This is a genomic window from Bacteroidota bacterium (assembly GCA_035506275.1).
Taxonomy (GTDB): Bacteria; Bacteroidota; Ignavibacteria; order UBA10030; family UBA8401; genus JAGVPT01.
In genome coordinates this window covers 133,065-155,207 of sequence record DATJPT010000019.1, presented here as the reverse complement: position 1 = coordinate 155,207, position 22,143 = coordinate 133,065, and the positions used below count along the sequence as shown (strand labels likewise).

17 protein-coding genes are annotated in these 22,143 nt (G+C 54.5%); 8 read left to right on the top strand and 9 right to left on the bottom strand.

Annotated features, from left to right (window positions below; all coding sequences use genetic code 11):
* Position 1: 1 nt before the first annotated feature.
* Together VMF88_13935 and VMF88_13930 are read right to left on the bottom strand one after the other, a co-directional pair.
* Positions 2 to 973, bottom strand: coding sequence for a metallophosphoesterase (locus VMF88_13935; protein ID HTY12156.1), 972 nt, complete (start codon positions 971 to 973; stop codon positions 2 to 4).
* Between the two features lie 40 nt (positions 974 to 1,013).
* Complete coding sequence (locus VMF88_13930; GenBank protein HTY12155.1) at positions 1,014 to 2,156, bottom strand: glycosyltransferase family 1 protein; 1,143 nt, start codon at positions 2,154 to 2,156, stop codon at positions 1,014 to 1,016.
* A 209-nt stretch (positions 2,157 to 2,365) separates the two neighbouring features.
* Here VMF88_13930 and VMF88_13925 point away from each other — a divergent pair, with 209 nt between their 5' ends.
* Positions 2,366 to 3,739, top strand: coding sequence for an aminotransferase class I/II-fold pyridoxal phosphate-dependent enzyme (locus VMF88_13925; protein HTY12154.1), 1,374 nt, complete (start codon positions 2,366 to 2,368; stop codon positions 3,737 to 3,739).
* A 54-nt stretch (positions 3,740 to 3,793) separates the two neighbouring features.
* Here VMF88_13925 and aroB read toward each other — a convergent pair whose 3' ends face one another.
* From aroB to VMF88_13900, 5 genes are all read right to left on the bottom strand, one after another.
* Entirely contained in the window at positions 3,794 to 4,915 is a 1,122-nt protein-coding gene (gene aroB / locus VMF88_13920) for a 3-dehydroquinate synthase (GenBank protein ID HTY12153.1), read from the bottom strand.
* Entirely contained in the window at positions 4,908 to 5,510 is a 603-nt protein-coding gene (locus tag VMF88_13915) for a shikimate kinase (protein ID HTY12152.1), read from the bottom strand. The genes aroB and VMF88_13915 overlap by 8 nt, the downstream gene beginning before the upstream one ends.
* Positions 5,511 to 5,582: 72 nt before the next feature.
* Positions 5,583 to 6,356 (bottom strand): CHASE3 domain-containing protein, encoded by a 774-nt coding sequence (locus tag VMF88_13910; protein HTY12151.1) that lies wholly within the window; start codon positions 6,354 to 6,356, stop codon positions 5,583 to 5,585.
* Positions 6,340 to 8,229 carry a chloride channel protein gene (locus VMF88_13905; GenBank protein ID HTY12150.1) on the bottom strand — a complete coding sequence of 630 codons (1,890 nt, stop codon included), beginning with the start codon at positions 8,227 to 8,229 and terminating at the stop codon, positions 6,340 to 6,342. The genes VMF88_13910 and VMF88_13905 overlap by 17 nt, the downstream gene beginning before the upstream one ends.
* A gap of 216 nt (positions 8,230 to 8,445) precedes the next feature.
* Entirely contained in the window at positions 8,446 to 10,536 is a 2,091-nt protein-coding gene (locus tag VMF88_13900) for a peptidylprolyl isomerase (protein ID HTY12149.1), read from the bottom strand.
* A 210-nt stretch (positions 10,537 to 10,746) separates the two neighbouring features.
* On the opposite strand from VMF88_13900, the gene VMF88_13895 reads away from it, so the two are divergent.
* The 6 genes from VMF88_13895 (at position 10,747) to VMF88_13870 (ending at position 20,389) form a co-directional block, all read left to right on the top strand.
* Positions 10,747 to 11,910 (top strand): 1-deoxy-D-xylulose-5-phosphate reductoisomerase, encoded by a 1,164-nt coding sequence (locus VMF88_13895; protein ID HTY12148.1) that lies wholly within the window; start codon positions 10,747 to 10,749, stop codon positions 11,908 to 11,910.
* 54 nt (positions 11,911 to 11,964) lie between these two features.
* Positions 11,965 to 13,281 carry an RIP metalloprotease RseP gene (gene rseP, locus VMF88_13890; GenBank protein ID HTY12147.1) on the top strand — a complete coding sequence of 439 codons (1,317 nt, stop codon included), beginning with the start codon at positions 11,965 to 11,967 and terminating at the stop codon, positions 13,279 to 13,281.
* A 100-nt stretch (positions 13,282 to 13,381) separates the two neighbouring features.
* A complete protein-coding gene (locus VMF88_13885) occupies positions 13,382 to 14,557 on the top strand; it encodes a hypothetical protein (GenBank protein ID HTY12146.1) in 1,176 nt (391 codons plus the stop codon).
* A 31-nt stretch (positions 14,558 to 14,588) separates the two neighbouring features.
* On the top strand, positions 14,589 to 15,665 hold the full coding sequence (locus VMF88_13880) for a FecR family protein (protein HTY12145.1): 1,077 nt from the start codon (positions 14,589 to 14,591) through the stop codon (positions 15,663 to 15,665).
* Positions 15,666 to 15,817: 152 nt separating this feature from the next.
* Positions 15,818 to 18,178 carry a hypothetical protein gene (locus VMF88_13875; GenBank protein ID HTY12144.1) on the top strand — a complete coding sequence of 787 codons (2,361 nt, stop codon included), beginning with the start codon at positions 15,818 to 15,820 and terminating at the stop codon, positions 18,176 to 18,178.
* Positions 18,179 to 18,199: 21 nt separating this feature from the next.
* Positions 18,200 to 20,389, top strand: a complete 2,190-nt coding sequence (locus VMF88_13870; GenBank protein ID HTY12143.1) for a CHASE2 domain-containing protein — start codon at positions 18,200 to 18,202, stop codon at positions 20,387 to 20,389.
* An 18-nt stretch (positions 20,390 to 20,407) separates the two neighbouring features.
* Here VMF88_13870 and VMF88_13865 read toward each other — a convergent pair whose 3' ends face one another.
* Positions 20,408 to 20,797: a hypothetical protein gene (locus VMF88_13865; protein HTY12142.1), complete on the bottom strand. Its 390-nt coding sequence runs from the start codon at positions 20,795 to 20,797 to the stop codon at positions 20,408 to 20,410.
* On the opposite strand from VMF88_13865, the gene VMF88_13860 reads away from it, so the two are divergent.
* Positions 20,787 to 21,047 (top strand): hypothetical protein, encoded by a 261-nt coding sequence (locus VMF88_13860; protein ID HTY12141.1) that lies wholly within the window; start codon positions 20,787 to 20,789, stop codon positions 21,045 to 21,047. The two genes, VMF88_13865 and VMF88_13860, sit on opposite strands and share 11 nt — an antisense overlap.
* On the opposite strand, the gene VMF88_13855 is transcribed toward VMF88_13860, so the two are convergent.
* On the bottom strand, positions 21,010 to 22,104 hold the full coding sequence (locus VMF88_13855; GenBank protein ID HTY12140.1) for a UPF0164 family protein: 1,095 nt from the start codon (positions 22,102 to 22,104) through the stop codon (positions 21,010 to 21,012). The two genes, VMF88_13860 and VMF88_13855, sit on opposite strands and share 38 nt — an antisense overlap.
* Positions 22,105 to 22,143: the final 39 nt, after the last annotated feature.

Sequence of the window (22,143 nt, the reverse complement as noted above, 5' to 3'; positions counted from 1 at the left end):
TTTAGACATGGGCAGCGCTGGGAAGCGGCTCTGCGGACCGAAAATGATGAAAGGACAATGCCGTCGATGGAGTTTGAAACGCGATCGGCAGCGTGTTGATCTCCACGAGGGTTTTTCCCCCTTCAAACGTCAGACGATTATACTTCAGCATGCTCACAGGATCATCGCAAACGGCACCGGCGCCGTTCGCCAGCTTCACTCCATACTGCTCATACAATTCATTCCGATGGACGTGGCCGTGGAGCACCGCCTGCACGCCGAGCGATGCAAAAAGTTTGAGCGTTTTGCGGCGCCGTTTCATCCGCATCGTTTTCGATTCGATCTTACGCCAGAGACTGCTGTCTGTCGAGGCATCGTTCAGATCGTTGAAATGATGATGAATTGCTACGAGAGGCATCGTACCCCGAAAAGCATCGTCTGGCGGCAATTGCGCCAACGCCGTCACCTGCTCGTCGCTCAGCATTCCATTTGAGCCGAGCGGATTATCCCATAATGACCAGGGAAGAATAGAATTCAATCCGATGATCGAATACGGCCCGACCTCTTTGATGAAGGGAAACAAGTTGTCGCCGTTCAGTTTTTTCACTCCGACGAAGGTCTCCGCGAACGCCTCCTCAAAAAGTGCAAGGCGTCGGCGGTAATCGATCGTACGGATATGGCGCGGGAAACTGAGGACGTCGACTGCGCGATGCGGACCGCCGAAGACGTCGTGATTGCCGGGGACGATCGTGAGCTTCTTGCTGTCCATCAAACCAAATGTCGTGAGGATCGTCCGGGCCAGATAGTAATCGTTTGGATCGCCGGTGCTGACGATGTCTCCGGTGATCACCAGATGGTCGCACCCCTGGTCAAGAATTGTCCGCAGAAGAATTTTGAAAGACTTGATGTGTTCCCGATAGAACTGTCTGCTGAGATGAGGGTCGGAGATATGAGCGATGGTAAATGAGGGTCCGGCGGGGCTTGTTGTTGCCAACGAACCTTCGTCGTGTATCGTTTGGCCGGTGAAGCGTGACTCAGGCTGCGCGCGGGAAACGTCGGAGACGGAATTCCTCGATAACCTCTGAGTAACTCTCAAAAAGCTGGTCGAGAATTCGTTCCCACCGATACTCTTGTGCACGAGCGAGTGCATGGTCTGCAATGACCTTTCTGTGATTGGGGTTGTCGAGAAGCCATTCGACTTTTCTCGTCAGGTCGGAGCTGCTCAATGGCTCGGCAAACAATCCCGAGCTCCCTTCCTGAATGATCTCTACCGCACCTCCGACTTTTGCCGCAACAGGAGCGAGTCCGGACGCCATCGCTTCCAGTGTGACAAGGCCGAAGGTCTCCGTCGTCGACGGAAAGACAAACATATCGGCCGAAGCAAAACTTTCTGACAGGATTCTCCCCGATTGGTAGCCCAGAAAATGAGCTCCCGGCATCATCGTTTCCAATTCCTGGCGGGCATGGCCGTCGCCGACGATGACCAATTCAAAATCAGAACGCTTCGATTGAAGTTCACGAAAAGTATCGGAAAGAACGCGCAGGTCTTTTTCCCACACGAGCCTGCTGACAAACAGGACGATCGGTTTTTCACCGCCGCCAAATCTTCGTCTCCACTCGTCTGAGCGGTACATCGGATTGAAAGTCGCCGTGTCGACTCCGTTCGGCAGGTACTGGAGCCGTTTAACGCCGTGGTCGCGAAGTTCTTCGAGGATCGGAGTGGTCGGCACAAGTGTCCGGTCGACGGTATTGTATAACCGTCGGAGCAAGCGCCACGTCAGATCCTCAAGGCTCGTAAGGTTGTAGTACCGCGGATATGTCGGGAAATGCGTATGATAGGTTGCGACGACAGGAATGCCGAAATGCCTGGCATATTTCACCGCGGCGAAGCCGAGCGTACACGGGCTGTTAATGTGAATGATGTCCGGCTGGAAATCCTGCAAGTACTTTGCAAAGGGCTGATAGCCGGGGAGCGCGATACGATAATTTTTTTGGAGCGGCAGGACGACCGAAGGGACGCCGTACACCGGAACGGGCGTTTGACCGACAGGAAGCGTTGCGGTGATACCGATTGCCTGATGGTCGCGGGCTAAGGCTCCATCGAGCATTTTATAGACGCAACGGGTCACTCCGTCCTGTCCGACTTTCAAGTTGGCATTGAAATAGGCGATTTTCATAGGCACCTCCCTCAGCTCCGTTTTACGTGCCGCATAATAGGAAGTTGCCGTTATCAGAGTGTTATGCCCCTATTAAATAATGGTAAATTAAGGCTTGATCTGAAGTAATGGATGAAATAAACTTCCCAAGTTCCAATCTCAGTTGCTGACTTGCATAGCGACTCTTCTCGGACTATATTGCCAATAAAAAAATAGTGTTTACAAAGTCTATGAAAAATCCAACTCTGTCTGACCGCTTATCAGCTTATGAAGACAAGTGGGAATCAGCATGGGAAGAATTTACGCAGGATGAGACTCTGCAGGTTGATCCGGCAACGTTGGAGAAAGTCGCCGGCGAATTTTCAGAAAGGATGAAGGACAATTACCCTTTCTTTCATCCTCGCTATGCCGGACAAATGCTGAAGCCGCCTCATCCGATCGCCGCAGCAGCGTATCAAATGGCGATGAGAAACAATCCAAACAACCACGCTCTCGACGGGGGACCGGCGACGGCCAAAATGGAAATCGAGGTTGTTGCGGACCTTGCAAAAATGTTTGGATATAAAACTCATCTTGGACATCTCACGAGCAGCGGTACCATCGCAAATCTTGAAGCTCTCTGGGTGTCGCGTTCGCTCCATCCAAGCAAGTCGATCGCCTTTTCTTCTTCGGCTCACTACACTCACAAACGAATGTGCGAGGTCATCAAAGCAGATGCCATTGAGATCCCCAGCGATGCCTATGGCAGGATCGATTGCGACGAGCTCGAACGAGAGTTAAAAACCGGGAAGGTTGGAACTGTGGTCGCTACGATCGGTACAACGTCCCTCGGTGCACTCGACCCTCTCGATCAAATAATCCCCCTCTGCCGCCGGTATCACGTGCGCATCCATGCCGACGCCGCCTATGGGGGGTTCTTTATGCTCCTGGCTCGGCAAAAATCACCGCTCGTCAATGCGGCTCCGTACCTGCATCTTTTCGAATGCGACAGTATCGTCGTCGACCCGCACAAGCACGGACTGCAGCCGTACGGCTGCGGATGCATCTTATTCAGCGATCCGTCGGTCGGAAGGTTCTACAAACATGATTCGCCGTACACATATTTTACGTCGGATGCTTTACACCTCGGGGAGATCAGCCTCGAATGTTCCCGCCCCGGGGCTGCGGCAGCGGCTCTTTGGTTCACGCTCCGATGCATTCCCCTTTTACCCGACAGCGGACTGGGGGCCATTTTGACCAAAACGAGAAAAAGCGCTCTTGAATTTTCGAGACAAATTGCCTCGAGCAAACGGCTCAATGAATTTGTGAAGCCGGAGCTGGATATCGTCACGTATTTCCCCAATCCTGAATCGCCGGCCGCCTCCCGCATCTCTCAGCTTTCAGAAAAAATATTTTCGGATGCAATGCATCATCCATCAAATCCGCTCTATCTGGCTCTGCTCCATGTCAGCTCCGGCCTGGCAAAAAAACTCCATCCGCACATCAGCGCCGACACACAGACGATGACGGTCTTGCGCAGCGCATTGATGAAGCCCGAGCATCTTGGGTTTGTGCCGCAGCTTGTTAAGGAATTAGAGGAGTTAACTGCAAAGGGGATGGAGTAACAGAACACAGCTTTTCATCTTCGATCTGCGTTCAAATCTGAGCCATCTCCGCAATCACTCAAGGGAAGTGAGGAATCCGCTGAGATAAGAAAGGGAAGCGAGGATCGTTTTCTCGCCGACGGCGACGGGAAGCGTTACCTTCCCGACCTTTTCCGGCAACACCAGTCTAATTTTTCCATCGGAGACCTTTTTGTCGACGCGCATTGTAGCAAGGAGTGACGGCGCCGAGAATTTCATGCGCGCTTTCTGCGGCAGGGGAATGGAGAGGATAGCGCTTTCAATCTTCCCGGCCTCGGAGCGGGTGATACATCCAAGCTGAAGTGCGGCAAAAGTTTCGGCAACCATCCCCAATAGAACCGCCTCGCCGTGTTTGAGCAGCCGATACCCTCCGGCATGCTCCAACGCATGCCCGATCGTGTGGCCGAAATTCAGGATCGCACGAAGGTTCCTCTCCCGTTCATCATGCGAGACAACATACGCTTTCATGCGGCAGCATTCCGCGACGAGATGCTCAAGGACGTGCTCATTTTTTGATAGCGCTGCGTCAATATTCTTGACGGCATATGAGAAGAATTTCTCATCCATGATCATGCCGTATTTAACCACTTCGCCAAGGCCGCAGACGATCTCTCGCGTCGGAAGCGTATCGAGCGTGGAAATATCCGCGGCAACAAACGCCGGCTGATAGAACGAGCCTACCATATTTTTACCGAGCGGGTGGTTGATTCCGACCTTCCCTCCGACGGAGGAATCGACCTGGGCAAGAAGCGTTGTGGGCATCTGAACGAGTTGCACGCCCCGTTGATACGTCGACGCGACAAAACCGGCGAGATCGCCGACGACCCCTCCCCCCAACGCGACGACAGACGACTGGCGCTCAACCTTCCACCGAAGCAGCTTGGAATAAATCGCGTCCGCTCGTTGTAAACTTTTTTGTGCCTCTCCGGGAGGAATCACTACAGAACGAACGCTGAAGCCCGATGAGGTAAGGCCCCTCTCGACCTGCCGTAAATAGAGCTTTGCAACGCGCGAGTCGGTAATAATGACGGCCGTCTTCGGCATGCGATGTCGTTTAAACAGGGACCCGACGGACGAAATGACATGCGGACCGATATAGATCGGATAGCTTCGATTGCCAAGGGGAACGCGTATCGTTCTGACACGAGGGTTAGTCATCAATATAATGCCGCAGTATTTTTACGAGCTCGTCTATCGTATTGCCGATCTTTTTGTCGTCGGTATGAATGACGACATGGGCCTGTTCGTAATAATCCTTCCTTTTCGTTAACAGTTCTTCAATGCGGACCTGAAGCTGCTCGGCATCCATCAGCTCCCCTTCGGGGGTGCGGAGCATGGGACGATCGCTTTTTGTCCGGAGCCGCTTATAGATGTATTGCGGATCGGCTTTGAGATATACGAGAACCCCGGAATCCTTGACAAGATCAAGCGATTCCTGGTCCGTAATCGTCCCGCCTCCCAGCGAAACGACGGTGCGCGGCGTTCCGGCAACTTCCCGCAGGAACGACCGCTCCATTTCCCTGAATGCCTGCTCCCCTTCTTCTTTGAAGATGTCGCCGATCTTCCGCTTCTTCTTCTGTTCGATATACAGGTCGAGGTCGACGAAATTGTATCCGATCGTATTCGCCAGGATCGGACCGATCGTGCTTTTCCCGCTTCCCATAAATCCTGTCAGGAAAATAATCAGCCGTTTGTTGTTTTCTTCCATAACAATGCCGCGTCCCGAAATGCTCCGTTGGGAGATCTCAACCATGAATTCACAACGACAAAATACGCAAAAAAAAATTAACGGGGAAGGAATTTTTGGGGAGAGAATGGCGGGTTATCAGTTCTCTTGCTCTCCTCCGTCATCCGGCTTGAGTTTGTCTTTCATCTCGGTTCTCAAATCCTGATAACGTGAGGTGGCATGCTGAACCTGCTGACGGGCCTGGAACAACTCCCATCGCAGCCCTTCTTCAATGCTGTTGAGCTTCTTGAAATAATAGTAGGTCGCGGCGGTCAAGCCGATTGTGAACACAATGATGGCCGCGAGGGCGGTGTCGTAGAGAACGGTAATTTCCCCATTCACATTCCCAAGAGCACGGTAGCTGTCGTCGCGGGAATTGCGCCTCTCTTTCACGAGCTCAAGGATCGTCGCGCGGATCGATTCCATCAAGGTCTTCCCTTCGCCCGTCAGCAGGATCTGAGCGGAATCCGACGATGTGTTCGTCATCGCCAGCTCGATGGAGGACCTGATAAGGTTGATCCTGTTGTCGATCGAAGTGCCGAGCGAATCGAGAAAGTCGTCCCGGTATCCTCCGTACGCGTTCAATTGCCTCAGGTATGTGAACGATTCCTGCACAGACTTCACCGCTGAATTATAGTCCCGGATAAAATCCTGGTTCTTGGTGAGGATGTATCCGCGCCGATTTGATTCGGCTTGCTGAAGCGACATGAGGATATCCTGCATCGACATCATGACTTCATGGTCATGCGACAACGCTGCGGTGTAACCGGCAACATCGGCAAGCGCTGATTTCATGCAATACTGCAGGCCGAAGAACAATAAAAAGGCCGCCGCATAGCTTGCAAAAAGAAATCGTTTAAATTTTCTTCCCATCCGAAGCGCCTGCTATTTGAGAGGACGAGCGGTCCGCTTCCAACGCAGCGCGGGCCTGAGCCTGAATAATATCCCCCATCGTGATCATGCCGACAAGCAAGCCTGTTCCGGTGTGCTCAACAACGCCGAGCTGCCTGCGGTCGAATTTATGCATGAGAATAACCGCCCGTGCAAGAGTGTCATCGTTGTGGAGGTCGGCATGGGCATCAACGACGGCGCGCAGTTCCTGCCCCCCGTTCCCCTCGGCAAGCATTTGGCGGAGCGACGATTCGCTCACCAGGCCGAGATACTTTCCGGCGCTGTCCAGCACGGGGTAAGCGGAAAAATTGTAAATCGCAACGAGCTCAAACGCTTCTTCGACGGTCATTCCGGCTCTCAGCGAAAGAATATTTTTTGCGCTCATCGCGGCGCCCACTTTCAACCTGTCAAGCCCATTGACCGCCGAACCTCCTCCATGCGGAAGATGGATTCCATCCTGAGCCAGGAGGGCGTCGTAGACAGAGTCCGGGCGCCAGTGACGGACAAGAGCATACGTGATCATATTGGCGATCATCAACGGCAGGATGAGCGAATACCCCCCCGTCATTTCTATGATGATGAGAACCGATGTGATCGGAGCCCTGATAATTCCTGCGAAGACGGCCCCCATTCCGACGAGCGCGAATGCTCCGATCTCCTCCGGCGCATGATGGAAGAGGCTCACATCCAAATAACCCATCAGGCCGCCGGCCATGCTTCCGATGAACAGCGCCGGAGCGAAGATGCCTCCCGAACCGCCACTGCCGTAGGAAAAGACTGTTGCGAGGATCTTCATCGTGCCGAGGAGGAGGAGCGCTTTCACGGTCAGTTTTCCCGCAAGAGCGAACGAGAGGGTCGCATATCCTGATCCGTTTATTCCCCCCGAATGCAACCACAGCAACGCTGCGACGGCAAGCAATCCTGTCACCGCTCCGCCGACCGCCGGCTGGCTCCAGGCCGGAAGCCACGTATTTTGCTGAAACCACCGCCTGAGACTGAGCAGCGAGTCGGTGAAGAGGATCGAAGCTCCGCTCGCAAGAACGCCAAGGAGCGCATAAAGAAGAAGCGACGACGCATGGTGCAGCCCGTAGACCTGCAGAACTTCAAGGACCGGATGCTCGCCGAGAACGTTCCGTTCAATGACCGCAGCGAGAGCTGCCGCTACGATGACGCCGGAGAGCACGGTCTGATCCAGCGTGCCGATAATTTCTTCTATGGTAAACGTGACCGCGGCGATCGGGGCGTTGAACGCCGCGGCAATGCCGGCGGCGGCTCCGACCGGAAGCAGCCGGCGGAGGTTTTGCCGCGATAACGCCGCTCCGCGCCCGAGCTGGCTGGCGATGCCGGCGCAGATCTGGACCGTCGGCCCTTCCCTTCCCAGGGACGAACCAGCCCCGATCTGCAACGCACCGATGAAAAATTTCCCAAAGACGTCGCGGAATGGTATGCGATCTTCATTCAGCATGTAGGCAACCTTCACCTGAGGAATACCGCTTCCCCGTGCGCCCGGCGCTACTGCATATAAGAAAATACCGCAGACCAATGCACCGGCAGCTGGCGTAATAATAATCCAGAAGGCCGCTGAAGGAAACGGCGCCGCCAGCGCTCGATCGATCAGATATCCTTCAAGCAGTTTGATCGAAAGATGGAAGGCTACCGCGGCGAAACCGCAGACGATGCCGATGATAATGGTCAGGACAAAGAGACGTTGATTTTCGGAGGGAACTATCTTGTTGTAGAGGACAAGCAGCCTGACGCTCCCGAATTGAAGGCGCGAGCGGACACCGCTGAACGTGGAACCGGCATTGAACGGACCTCTTTCCGTCTCCTCAGGTTTTGTATCGTCGTGATTCAATTGGTTGTGCCGAACATCGGTTAAGCTTCCGAAGACCCTACAGTATCAATCTAAGCATTTACGCGGAAAAATCAAAAACTCATCGCGTGGAAAACGAAGCTCGAATGAAGTCAATTGAAAGCAGACGTGCTCCGGTAAATTTTCGGCAAAGATCAGAATGCGAAAGGAGGGAAAACAAAGCGAAGCCGCGCCACAAGGCGCGGCTTCGCTCCAAGGTCAGCGGTAAAACGTGTCGCGCATATCCTGGATATCGGCTTTCTCCTTCAGCTTTTCAAGCCACGAGTTCACGATGCGCTGCTTTTTTTCCTGCAGCATCTGCGCGGCAAGGATATTCTTTTGCGCATTGAACGCAGCGGTATCAAAAGGCGTGCGGCTCAGAACTTTTATGAGATAATAGCCACGTTCCCCTTCGACCGGCTGGGAAATCCTCTGTACAGGAATCGCCACGGCGGTGCCGAGAAATGCCTCATCGCGGCCGATGGTCGGGATCATGCCCCCGGGGGAGAATACTCCCGTCGACTGAACGTTGACGCGGGGGTCGGCTGCGGAAAGTGTCGCAAGGTCGGCAGATTCGTTAAGCGAGGCGCGCTGCTTGCCCACAAGCTCCTTAAGCATGTCCATTTTCTTTTTCCGCGTCACGCGCGGCTGCAGCGAGATCTTCACGTCGTCGAACGGACGAACGCCCTCTTTTTTAACTTCAGAGATCGTGAATACCGCCACGCCGCCGTTCACCTGAAAGGCTTCGCTGATATCCCCTGGGTCCTTCTCGAACGCGAACTTCGATATCGACTCGTTCAGACCGAGACCGGGAATGACTCCTCCTTTTTGGAACGGAGTCGTCTCGCGCACCTGTAGGCCGAATCCCTCTGCATCCTTCTCAAATTTTCCGTCCTTCGCAATGTAAGCAAAATCCTGCGCCTTTTGAAAAAGATCGTCTTTCGTCTGCGAACTGGTCTTGATCGGAAGCGCGATATCGGCGATTTTGACTTCGCGGCTGTCGCGTCCCTCGATCTTAATGACATGGATCCCGAATTGTGTTTTCACCGGCCCGATGATCTGCCCCGGTCTTCCTTTTAACGCCGCATCCTCAAATGGCTTTACCATTCTCCCTTTGCCGAACCAGCCGAGCTCGCCGCCGGTCGTCGCAGCCCCGGGCTCAGTCGAATATTGCTTGGCAAGCGCTGCAAAATCCTCCCCGTTGCGCGCCCGAGCCACAAGCTCGTTTGCCAGCTTCATCGCCGCTTCCTCTCCGCCGCTGGTGCTCAGGAGAATGTGCCGCGCACGCACATAGACATCGGTTCCGTTCTTTTCCTCAAGAACTTTCATGACATGGTAGCCGGTATAATCCTTTACGGGGCCGATCACGTCGCCGACGTGCGCTGAAAAAACCGCATCCTCTTTTTCGGGTGAAAGCTGTCCGTGCTTGAAAAACGCTGGGGGGGCAGGGTTTTCTGCGTACGATTTCTGGAGGTCGAAGAAGTCGATCCCCGCTTTTGTCTGCTGGATGATATTGTTCGCTTCGACGAGGACATCCTGCGAATCTTTCGAGGACGGCAGGTCGCTGAACAGAACATACTTCAGCCTGCGGGTCGCCTTCGCGTTGAATTCATCCTGGTTTTCATTGTAGTATTTGTGCAGGTCCGCGTCCGTCACCGATGCCGCGCTGTCGGAGAAAAATCTGTTCGGGTCATAGTAAGCGTACTGCGCCTCAAGTTTCATGTTCTGATTCTCGTACCGCTCTGCCACTTCTTCCGGAGTCACGCGCACGGCGGCAAACACGAGGCTTTGCATCTTTTCGGAGAGACGCTGCTGGCGCAAGCCGGTCTCTACCTGGATCATGATATCCTTGTTCTTGGGGTCGTTGATCGTCTGGTCATAGGCGGCCCGGTTGAACTTTCCCGTGGAATCCTCGAATTGCTGCATCAAGAACGGAGGCGGGTTGTCTCCCTTCACCCAATCGACAAGCTCCTGGTCGGATACGGTGATGCCCGTGCGCTGCGTTTCTTTATCGACGAGCGTCGACGCCACCAGGCTGCTCCAGATCTGGTCGCGGATTTGCTTCATCGTTTCGTCGTCCGGATCCTGCGACGATTGCCTTTTCTGATTCTCCGCAGCACGTTTCACCAAATCAGAAAATTCCTGGTACGTAATTTTCTTCCCGTCGATGACGCCGACGGTGTCACGACGGCCGGACCTGATGCCCAGATAATCCATTCCCCACTCAAACACGATCATCACAACGAATAATATCAGAAGCGCGAAAAGAACGACCGGCATACTGTCGCGCATTTTGGTCATTATTGGCATAGCCTGACGAACTCCTTACTGCACGCTATTGGTGGTCAATTCATTTGAGTAAAGAATATAATTGAAACTGCCTTGAAATGCAATGTAAAATGGAAAGCCGCTCCCGCGTCCGCCGTGTGCCGTGCCGTACGTCAAGCAAAATCCGTCCCGAGGCCGTTACCTTGACTTACTCTCAACATTTACTTACCTTTTTGAAAGAACAAAACGGCTTTGTCATTGCACTCCCGGCAAAAAAACATCGCTATCCTTGGCTCCACAGGCTCCATAGGCAAGAATAGTATAGAAGTCATCGCCAAATTTCCAGACCGGTTTAAGGTTTCGTATCTCACAGTCAACTCCAATGTTGAAGGACTGAGCGACCAAGTCCGGCGCCTCAAGCCGAAGGGGGTCGTTGTCCTGGACCGGCACGCGGCCGAGGATTGCAGGAAGCGGTTCGACGGCACGACGGAGGTTCTGGCCGGGGAAGAAGGATTGCTCGATGTCGTGCAACGGGACGATGTCGACATCGTCATCAGCTCACTGGTCGGTTTTGCGGGATTGAAGCCGACGGTCGCCGCGATCAGAGCAAAAAAAAAGATCGCGCTGGCAAACAAGGAGACCCTCGTCGTTGCCGGCGAGATCATCATGGAGTTGGTCAAAGAGACCGGCGCGACGTTGATACCGATCGACAGCGAACATTCGGCGATCTTTCAATGCCTTGTCGGCGAAGCGGGATCGTCCGTAGGGAAGATCATCCTCACCGCTTCGGGGGGACCATTTCTCAATACGCCGAAAGATATTCTTAAAAAGGCGACGGTCGAGCAGGCGCTCAACCATCCGAACTGGAAGATGGGGAACAAGGTGACGATCGACTCCGCTACCTTGATGAACAAAGGGCTTGAGGTGATCGAAGCACGATGGCTCTTCGGCGTCTCGCCCGGCATGATCGATGTCGTCATTCACCCGCAGTCGATCATCCATTCAATGGTGGAGTTCATCGACGGATCGGTGAAAGCGCAGCTTGGCGTACCGGACATGAAACTCCCGATCCAATATGCGTTGACGTATCCCGAGCGTGCGCAGTCAAATTTCGACCGGGTCGATTTTCCGAAACTGAAAGAGATGACGTTCTTTCCCCCTGACCCGGGGCGTTTCCAATGCCTGGAACTCGCTTATGACGCTCTGAGCGAAGGGGGGACGATGCCCGCGGCCTTGAACGCCGCAAACGAGGTCGCCGTGAAGCGTTTTCTGGAAGGGAGGATCTCATTCCTTCAGATACCGGAAACGATCTGCCGGACCATGGAACGGCATCCCGTGATGAAACGTCCGGACCTGGACGACATCGCGGCAGCCGACGGATCCGCCCGGAGATATGCCGAGAGCATCTGCACCTGATCCAAAGGGTCCACAGACTATAGTCGTGAATAAAAAACACAAGGTTTGCTAACGATGGAATTCCTTACAACCATTTTTTATTTCCTGATCACGATCGGCGTCCTTGTGTTCATCCACGAGTTCGGCCATTTCCTCGCCGCGAAAGCATGCAGGATGCGCGTGGACCGATTCTCGATCGGATTTCCGCCGAGGGCGTTCGGCAAGACATTCGGCGAGACCGACTACTGTGTCTCTTGGATTCCCGTCGGCGGATACGTGAAGATCGCCGGGATGATCGATGAAAGCTTCGACACCGATTTCGTCAACCACGAACCGCAGCCGTGGGAATTCCGCTCCAAGCCGATCTGGCAGCGCATGATCGTCATCTCCGCCGGGGTGATCATGAACATCTTCCTTGCGATCGCGATCTTCTGGGGAATCAATTTCGTCAACGGCGGAAATTTCCGGCAGACGACCGAGGTCGGATATGTCATTCCGAACAGCGCCGCCGAGAAAGCAGGCTTCAAGGAAGGGGACAAGATCCTTGCGGTCAACGGAGAGAAGATCACCCATTGGGACGCGATCCAATCAGCGATGTACGTCGATTTCGCGGGAGAAGACCTGACCGTCGACGTCGAACGAGCCGGCAAAGCGGCAACCATCGACGTTCCGCATTCGCTTGTTCCGGATATTTCGGACGCAGCGTTCGGGTTCCTCCCCTCTTCCACGGAAGCAGTGGTCGGAGATGTTCTCAGGAATAAACCGGCGGAATCTGCGGGAGTCAAGCCGGAAGACGTCATCATCTCGATCGACCATCAACAAGTGATCAACCAGTTCCAGGTTACACGGATCATCAAAGCTAACGCCGGCAAGAAGATCGAATTCGAATTCAGAAGGAACGGAGGGATCGTCCGGACGGCGATCACACCGACGACGGAAGGAATGATCGGCATCAGCATCGAGAGCCGTTACGTCGGTCCGGTCCTGCATGAGCGGTACAGCATCATTCAAGCTCTCCCAAGAGGATTGAACGATGTCTACGGGGCGACAAAGCTATTCGTCAATTCCCTCTGGCATATCGTCGTCGGCAAAGCGTCGTTCTCAAAGTCGGTCGCCGGCCCGGTCAAGATCGCGCAGATGGCGACGCGAACAGCAGAGGTCGGCGTGATGAGCTTTCTCGGGTTTATGGCGCTCCTGAGCATCAGCCTCGCCGTGATGAATATCCTTCCGTTCCCGGCGCTGGACGGCGGACATCTTGCGATGCTGGTCTATGAGGCCATTTTCGGCAAGCCGATTCCTCATAAAGTTCAGCAGACGGTCCAGCAGGCGGGCGTCCTCCTCCTCCTGACATTCATGGTTTTCGTGATTTACAACGATATTGCGGGATTTTGACCGTTCCGTTCGGTGACTTTCAACACAGCGAAGTGTACGATTAATCCTGTATCTTAACTCCATGTCATCAAGAGTGCCTTCAATTTTCCGGGAGAGTGGTATGAGAACAAAGAGCGTTACCCTGTTTCTTGCATTGACCGCTGCTGGATTCGGAATGTTCCAGCGGGCGTCTGCTCAATCCAACCAATACATTTCGGTCATACCGACCGTTACTCAGGCGGACATCGTGAACGCGACCGCGCTGGTCGATCCGCTCACCGAACAGATCAAGAATATTTCGCCGACGAGTTTTTCGTTGAGGATCGTTAATCTCACGGGAGCCGTCGTTTGGGTGGATATGCATATCGAAGGATATGTGACGCTCGATCAGGATGGGCCGCCTGCAAAACAAATCGTCGTAGCCAACACGACGAGACCGTTTTCCGTGCCGACCACCGGAAGGGTGTTCACGAGCACCGACGCACAACAAAACAACACGTCGGACATTGACATCAATTCCAACGTCAATGAGGCGCTGAAGGAACGGTTGAAGAACATTATCCAGGATCCCACCAACGGCGGAAAGGTCCCCTCCGGCGTCTATAGTGTAAGAATCGTTTTCACCGTTGACAGTGTTGCGGGGAAAGGGAAGGTGACGAACGGAATTCTCGACCTAAGCAACAATCCTGCGTTCACGGTCACGGTGACGAACCCGACAAATGCCACGCTCCTCCAGCCGTCGGATAACGGAGTTGAATACCCGTCCCCGTTCCCCCAATTTCAATGGGCGTATGATACACATGGCGTGATGATCACGATCTACGAGAAGCGGGCAGAACAGCAGTCGCTTGAAGACGCGATTTCGGCGGCCGACCCGTACTTCCAGGTTCAGATCGACCGGCAGCTCTCCGGCAACCTTACGATTTTGACGTACCCTCAAGCGCCGGTCGCCGGACCGGGTGTCACGATCTTAAAAGGACCACGTCCGCTTGAGCGCGGAAAATCGTACGTGATCGAGCTGGACGGTATCAGGACTGCATTCGGCTACAAGATCGATCCTCTCAGAACGCTCAGGCTGTTCCGCATTGCCGATCCGCAAGGAGCGTTGGTCTTGAACCTGCTGCAAATGACTTTGAGCGGCGGCACATTCCAGGATATTATGAGCCTGGTCCAGGACCAGAAGCTTGTCCTTGACAGCTCGCACATGACGCTGAATGGAATTTCGTTGTCGCCGCAAGAGCTTCAACTGATCCTTACTCAGAATAAGAACAATATCAAATCAATCCATTTCGAGTAATCAAAGAGCACTGACTTTCGGAGAATATTCCATGAGAACATTGTTCATCCTTTTGCTGGCAGCCGTTGTTTCGTCGATCGGCTCGGCGGTCGCGGCTCCGGCGTTCGATCCTGATAAGCCGGTCGCTCTGATTTACAAGCCGGTCGGAACCGTCGAGTTCTTAAAAGAGGGAAAGACCTGGACGAAAGCCGCTCCCGCAACTCCCCTCCTATCGGGAGACCAGGTCAGGACCGGCGCGAATTCCTTTGTGGTCATCAAGTTCATCGAAAATTCGATCCTGCGGCTTCAGGAAAATTCCCAGATCACCATCCACGCCGAATTGACCGCCAATAAAGAATTTTCCAAAGATGTCAACCTCGACAGGGGCGAATTGACGTTTGACGTCAAGAAGAGGGAAAACGAAAAATTCGAATTTTCGACGCCGACATCGGTAGCGTCGATCCGAGGCACGCAAGGGATGCTGATCACAGGGTCTGACAGCACGGACGAGCTGATTCTCGGGGCCGGTATCGTCCTTTTCACGAACAACAGGTCAAACCAGTCGGTCAACGTCACGCCCGGACAAACGGCGTACTCGTATGCCAACGGGAAAATTGAAATAAAGAAAACCTCGCCTGAGGAACTGCAGAAACTGCAGGGAGCACTAGGAAGCGGAGGCGGAGGCGGAACGTCGGCTAACGGAACCTCTTCGACCGGCGGGTTCTCGGTCGGGTTTGCCATCGGAGCTCCGGTCGTCACTGCGGGACAGGACTTCAGTGTAACGGTCGAGCTCGTTCAAACGTCCGTCCCAGTGGACACGCTGAAATCCGTCGTCTCGTACTTCGCGCTGGCGTATAAGAGTTCGGGGAGCTCAGCGTACAAGGAATTGCCGGCATCATTGACCGGAAGCAAGGTCAGCTTCGCTGTTCCGGGAGCCGATGTCGCTTCTCCATCGATGCAGATCTATGTCATCTTCAGGACAAAGACGGGGGTCAACCTGACCTATCCGCCGAATGACCCGCAATCGAACCCGATCGTGATCCCGGTTCAGTCCACGGGGACGAACGAAATTCGGCTGCCGTTCACAGACCCAAATGGAAATGCGAAGACGATGATCATCGATTATTGATCGGATTCCCTTTCAACTTGCGAAAAACCGCTTGCAATTTTCGGCGTCATTCTTTAGATTGCAGGCGGTTTTTTATTCGATGCCATTAATCGTCCACCTTTCCCCGGTCTGCCATGGACTTTCTCCTGAGGAAAACGTCCCGAAAATTTTTCATGCGCCTCTTCGCCGCCGCGATATTCTTCGCTTCATGCTCCGCATATTCCCAGATCAATACCTACATTCGCGCGATCCATCATGGCCTGGCGCAGGAGGGGGCCCCCCTTCGCGTGTCGGTGGAACTGGCAAAGTCTACCGAGCTCAACCGGGTTGTCCTGTACTACCGTCAATTCGGGCAAACGGAATTTCGGATCCTCGAGATGGTGATCACGAGCGATTCTGCCGTCGTGACGATCCCCGAAGACGATGTTTTGCCGCCGTTCATGGAAGCCTACGTCCTGGCTCAGACGACAACGGGCGCATCCGAAACTTATCCGTATCAAAATCCCCAGGCAACGCCGACGCGTATTCCGATCGCGATCAGGTCGCAGAAGGATCAGGAAATATTATTTTTAAGCCCGGAAAAATCGGAGCGGCTTCAGCCGGAGGATGTCTACATCTCGGTCTCCTTTGTGTACGCTCCCAATGAGGTCGACAGGAAGCGGACAAAAGTCTTTGTCGACAACGTCGACCTCACTCCGATGGCGGTGATAGCCGGCGACCTGACGATCGTTTCCGCCGATGCCCTCCCGAAGAACCTTTCCACGGGGGTCCATACGATCCGCGTGGATGTGTTCGACACCACAGGGGCGCCGTACCATACGATCGAACGGACGTTCAGCCTCATTTCGGCGGGCGAAGCCGCAGCAGCCGGAGAGCAGATTCTGTATTCGGGAAACGCACAGGCAGAAGGACGCAACGAGGATATTAAAGGAACGGTCACTCCTTACAGGCGCCTGAATGCCAACGCGAACGCTTCGTACGGCATTCTCAAGACAACGGGCAATATCTATTTGACCTCGGAGGAGAACCCAACGCAGCAGCCGCAGAACCGGTATTCGCTCGGCATCGACGCAAAATACGCGCAGTTAGGGATCGGCGACGTGTATCCAAAATTTCCGACGACGATCGTCGACGGCAAACGCATCCGCGGCGTCTCGGCGGACCTGCTTCTCGGCTTGTTCAACCTTGACTATGCGTCGGGCCAGGTCGTCCGGAGGGTCGATATCGATTCAAGCCAGCAGATTACCACCCCGACGCTTCAGCGGAACCTGACCGCAGTCCGCCCGAGCTTCGGCAACGGAGAGAATTTTCAGCTCGGCTTCACGTACTTGAAGTCAAAGGACCAGTACGGCAGCGCCGATACGCTGGTGAAACCGGAGGAGAATGTCGTTGCGGGAAGCGATCTTCTTGTCGCGTTTGACAACCACCATTTCGAGTTGACCGGGCAGGCGTCGTACAGCCTTAACAACGTCGATATTTCGGCCCCTGAATTCACCGACGCGAGCATCGATACGTCACAGCTGAGCAGCGACACCAAGAATCTCCTGAAGAAGTACGGCACAAAATACCTCTCAAAGGTTATCACGCTCAACGGGAACCTCCAGCCGCTGCCGCCGGGACTCTCGGCGCTGGTGTATGAAACGGGACTCGCCCTCAATTATTTCGGAAACTACCTCAAGGGAACATACATCTATCACGGCGCGGATTATACTTCCGAAGGAACGTCCGCGCTGAGAAAGGACGTCAAAGGGTTCAACGTTTTCGACAGAGTGCGCCTTGTCGGCAACAGCGTCTTCCTGACCGGAAGCTACGAACGGCTGCAGAACAACACCGGCGGACAGGACACGATCCTGACGTCGAAGGGAGAGGTTGCATTGACGACCACCTACGCGACGTTCAACGCATCGGTCTCCTACTATCCGACGTCGAACATGCCCAACTTCACGGTCGGCTACGGCAACAACAACAACGCGAACCCGGTCGATCCGTTCGACCCCGATTCGCTCGTTGCAGCCCGCGCCATCAACGATATCACGAATCATTTCTTCGCGCAGTCGTCGTACGATTTCTCGTACTGGGGAAGGCACAATGCGACGCTGAGCCTGGATTTCTCCAACAAGATGGACAACACGGCGAACAAGCAGAACGTCAAAGGCTTCAACGGCTTCGTTCTCATCAACACCGTTCATACATTCCCTCTCGAGTCATCGGTCGGCTACACGGTCAGCTTGAACACGATCCCGCTCGTGACCCTCGATTCGACCGGCGGCAACGTCCGGCAGGTCGTTTCGTCTTCGTCGCTGAACTACTCGACCATTACGCTCAACGGCCGGTACAAGATTTACGAGGACGTGCTTAAGCTCTCCGGAACGGTCGCCCCGACATTCGGAGATTTCAAGCGGACCGTTCTCGAACTCGGCCTTCTCTACGCGATCGCCAGGAACCAGAACGCGGCCTTCGACTATCAGTACATCATCAACTCAGGCGTGAAGAACGATTCCTACGTCAGCCTGATCTACCGCATCAACTTCTAACATCCTGCTGCCGGGCCGACATTGAAACGTTTGACGCCATGGCTCATCCGTATTTCGCTCAGTCTCGGCATCGCCCTGCTTGTCATCGTGTTCGTGCAGGATGCGGTCTTTGAATTCCATTTCTTCGACCGGCTGAAGCTCTCCTTCATCGATAAATCATTCGCCAAACGCGGTCCCCTCCCCTATTCCGAGGACTCCCTCGACGTCGTCATCGTTACCATCTCCGATAAATCTGACCAGACAGTGCCGGATCATTTCCCCTTTCCGCGGAGTTATTACGCGCGGGCGATCCGCAACCTCAACAGAGCGGGGGCATTGGCGATCGGAATAGACATGACGTTCGAGGATCCCGACGGGCACGGCCCGCAGCATGACACGGAGCTTTTTGAGGCGATCAAGAAATACCGAAACGTCGTTCTTGCGGGAAAGACAGAGATCAGAGCCGAGAACGTGTCGATCAAGCGGAAGAACGAAAATTACCACAACATCTTCTATTCGGCGGACAGTTCGGTCGGCGTCGTGTACGTGCCGAACGATGAGGATGGACTGTACCGGCGGTACAAGGTCCTTGCGGAAGACCCGGGCGAAGAGACCCTCCTTCCGACGTTCGCGTTCGCACTGATGAACAAGTACCTTCATCTCCCCTCTACGACGGTGTGCAGCGAGGAGAAGAAATATTTCGTCCTCGGAGACCGGCGCATCCCGAAATACGACGACGTTTCGATCCTTATAAATTATCACGGCCTTGCGGGAAAAACTTTCAAGCACTTCGACATTGCCGATATCCTCGACGACGAGACATTTACGACCAATGAAGAGGCGAAGCTTCATACTCAGATCAATACGTTCGACGACCCGGATATCGGACTGATGCAGACCGGTGCGTTCAGGAACAAGATCGTCTTGATCGGCCCCGCTTTTCCCGAATCGAAGGACATTTTTCCCGTATCGATCGCTCCCCGCGACAACCCCGACAACAACCTGATGTACGGCGTCGAGCTCCACGCCAACGCGCTCCAGACGTTGATCCATCAAAATTTCATCGTCCGCCCCGAACTATGGGTTGAGCTGGTCTACACGCTCGTCTGTTCCCTCCTCAGTTTCCTCGTGGTCTCCGCGCTGAAGCTCATCAAATCGTCGGTCGAATTCGTCTACGAGACGATCGCGCTCCTGTTCATCGGCCTTGAAGTGTATGCCATTATCTCGCTGGCCGATTATGCGTTCTCCGCCCACAATCTGCTGATCCCGGTCGTCCCGCCGATCGCGGCCGTATTCGCCAATTACGTCGGCAGCGCGGTCTATCAATACCTGACGGAACGAAAGCAGAAGGTGATGATCAAGGGAATGTTCAGCCAGTATCTGAACCCTCATGTGGTCAACGAGCTGATCGCGCATCCGGAAAAATTGAAGCTCGGCGGCGAACGGAAGGAACTCTCCGTTCTCTTCAGCGACATCGCCGGCTTCACGACCTTTTCGGAAAAATTGCCGCCGGAAGAGCTTGTCCTGGTCCTGAACGAGTATCTGAGCGCGATGACGGAGATCGTGTTCAAGAACGACGGCACGCTTGACAAGTACGAAGGCGACGCAGTGATGGCGTTCTGGGGAGCCCCCGTCGAGCTCGACAACAACGCGCTTCATGCCTGCAACGCCGCCGTCGAAATGCAGGAGAAGCTGGTGGAGATCAGGGAAAAGTGGAGAGCGGAAGGCAAACCGAACGTCCATGTCCGCATCGGATTGAACACCGGCGAAATGGTCGTCGGCAATATGGGGGGGATCGGGAAATTTGACTACACCGTCATCGGCGACAGCGTCAACCTGGGGTCGCGCCTTGAAGGAGCCAACAAGCAGTACGGAACGTACATCATGGCAAGCGAACGGACGCAGGAACTCGTGAAGGAGTATTTCGCATTTCGGGAACTCGATCTCCTTGTCGTGAAAGGGAAGACCCTGCCGATCAAAGTCTTCGAATTGCTCGGAAGGAAAGGGAACGGCGTCCCCGACAAAAAGCTTGCTGCCGTTGAAAAATATCTTGCGGGCCTGGCGTTATACAGAAACAAACAGTTTGCTGAAGCGATCAACAAGTTCAACGAAGCGCTCGCCATTGACCCGGACGACTCGCCCTCGTCGTTATACATCGAGCGTTCGCGCATGTATCTCGAAAACCCGCCGCCGGAAGAGTGGAACGGCGTCTTCATCCTCAAAACGAAGTAGCGTTTCCCGCGCGCTGAATCAATTTCCGGGAAATAATGTTCGCTCTCCCCCCTTCAATAGCGAGTTGACAAAGAACGTTTGAGCGTCGACGACGGACGAGAGCGGACGGGACTCGCTGTTTTGGCGCAGCTCAAGCTCGAAGATCCTCGTTTTCATGCGAAAGACGACGACGCGGCGCAGCAGCGAGCTTTCGGAATAGACATAAACGCAGCAGTCTTTTCCGTCGCCGGCGGGGGAAGGGAGACGGAGGATTCTCCGGTCGCTGTCCCCTGCTCCAAGCTTATTCTGCATCGAAATATTGCCGAGCACGCATACATCTTCATCCGACAAAGAGGATCTCGCTGAAGCAGAAGCTTTTAATTCCTCCAGCACCATTGCCGCGTCACCGTCGTTTTTTATGAGATACATCTCCGCAACCGGCGATTTTCCTCCATCAGGAACGACAGTCCAGCCGGGGGGCGCAGTGATTCTCTCTCTATGGGAAGGGCTATGCGCAGGGGGGCGCTGGACCGCGGCAACGCGCGGAGAAGAACAGGACGAGAGGACGACGGCGCAAACGCCGGCGCTGAAACAAAAAAACCATCGGGCAGAAGCGATCGCCGCCGACAATTCCGGCAGGATCACTCGGCTCCCCGTCTGTATTTATCTTCCTGGATGATCAAGCGAAGCGAGATGCGGTGTGAATTCCCCAGCTGATCCTCCCCGTTGAACTTCGCGAAGGCGTAATCGATGTCGAGCTTGCGAAGATGGACCCCCGCGCCGAGCGTGAGGTTCTTCGTATCGTCGTAGCCGACGCGCAGGGCGACGGTTTTTTTGTAGTCGAATTCCACTCCGCCGTGAGGGTCGAAGCTGACCGGTCCCAGGTATGCGGTCGACGAAAATTTTCTCCCCTCAAAACGGACATCGGTATCGATCGACGGACCGAGCCGGCCGCCGAAAATTTCGAACAGATAGGCTCCGCCGATCTTCAGCGTCGGCGAGACCAGCTCGTTCGTTCCGGTATTCCAGGCAATGAGCGTGGTGGTGATATCCTGAACATTCGCGCCGAAAGAGAGATTGTCGGTCGGCTGGTAAATTCCTCCGAGGTCGAACCCGATCCCCGTTGCATGGTAGTCTCCGATATCGCGGCGGATCAATTTGAGGTTCGCTCCGTAAAAAAGACGTTCCGAATATTGGCGGGCATACGAAAAGTAGACCGCCCAGTCGGCGGAATTGAAAAAAGTTATCTGTGAATAATCCGGACGCCCGTCGAGGTCGTTGAATACTCCATCGCCGTTCGTGTCCAACGAGCGGGTGTCGGGAATGCCGTCGATGCCGAGCCGCATCACACTGATGCCGAACGACGAGGCGTTATAGTTGATGACCGGACGGAGTGTGCCGTCCTGGTCGGCGACGGTGCCGGTCGTATCGTTCGCCCCGAACGGGAATGCGACTGCGCCGTAATCAAAGTTCTCAAGACTGCCGAACTGTTCGTCGTGCATCAGCTCAAATTCCGGGTAGTTGATGCGGGCGAGTCCCGCCGGATTCCAAAAGCCTGCGGTCACGTCGTTGGCAAGGGCGACGTACGCTCCGCCGAGGCCGAGCGCGCGTCCGCCGACGCCGATCGCCATGAATTCACCGGCATATTTGGCTATATACGTATCCCCGGCGCGGACGGAAACCGTGCAAATGAAACACGCGACCACTGCCGTTGATATTCTTGACGTGAGTTTCATAGGGTCACTTCAGAAATAAAAAAACCGAATCTCCTCTCG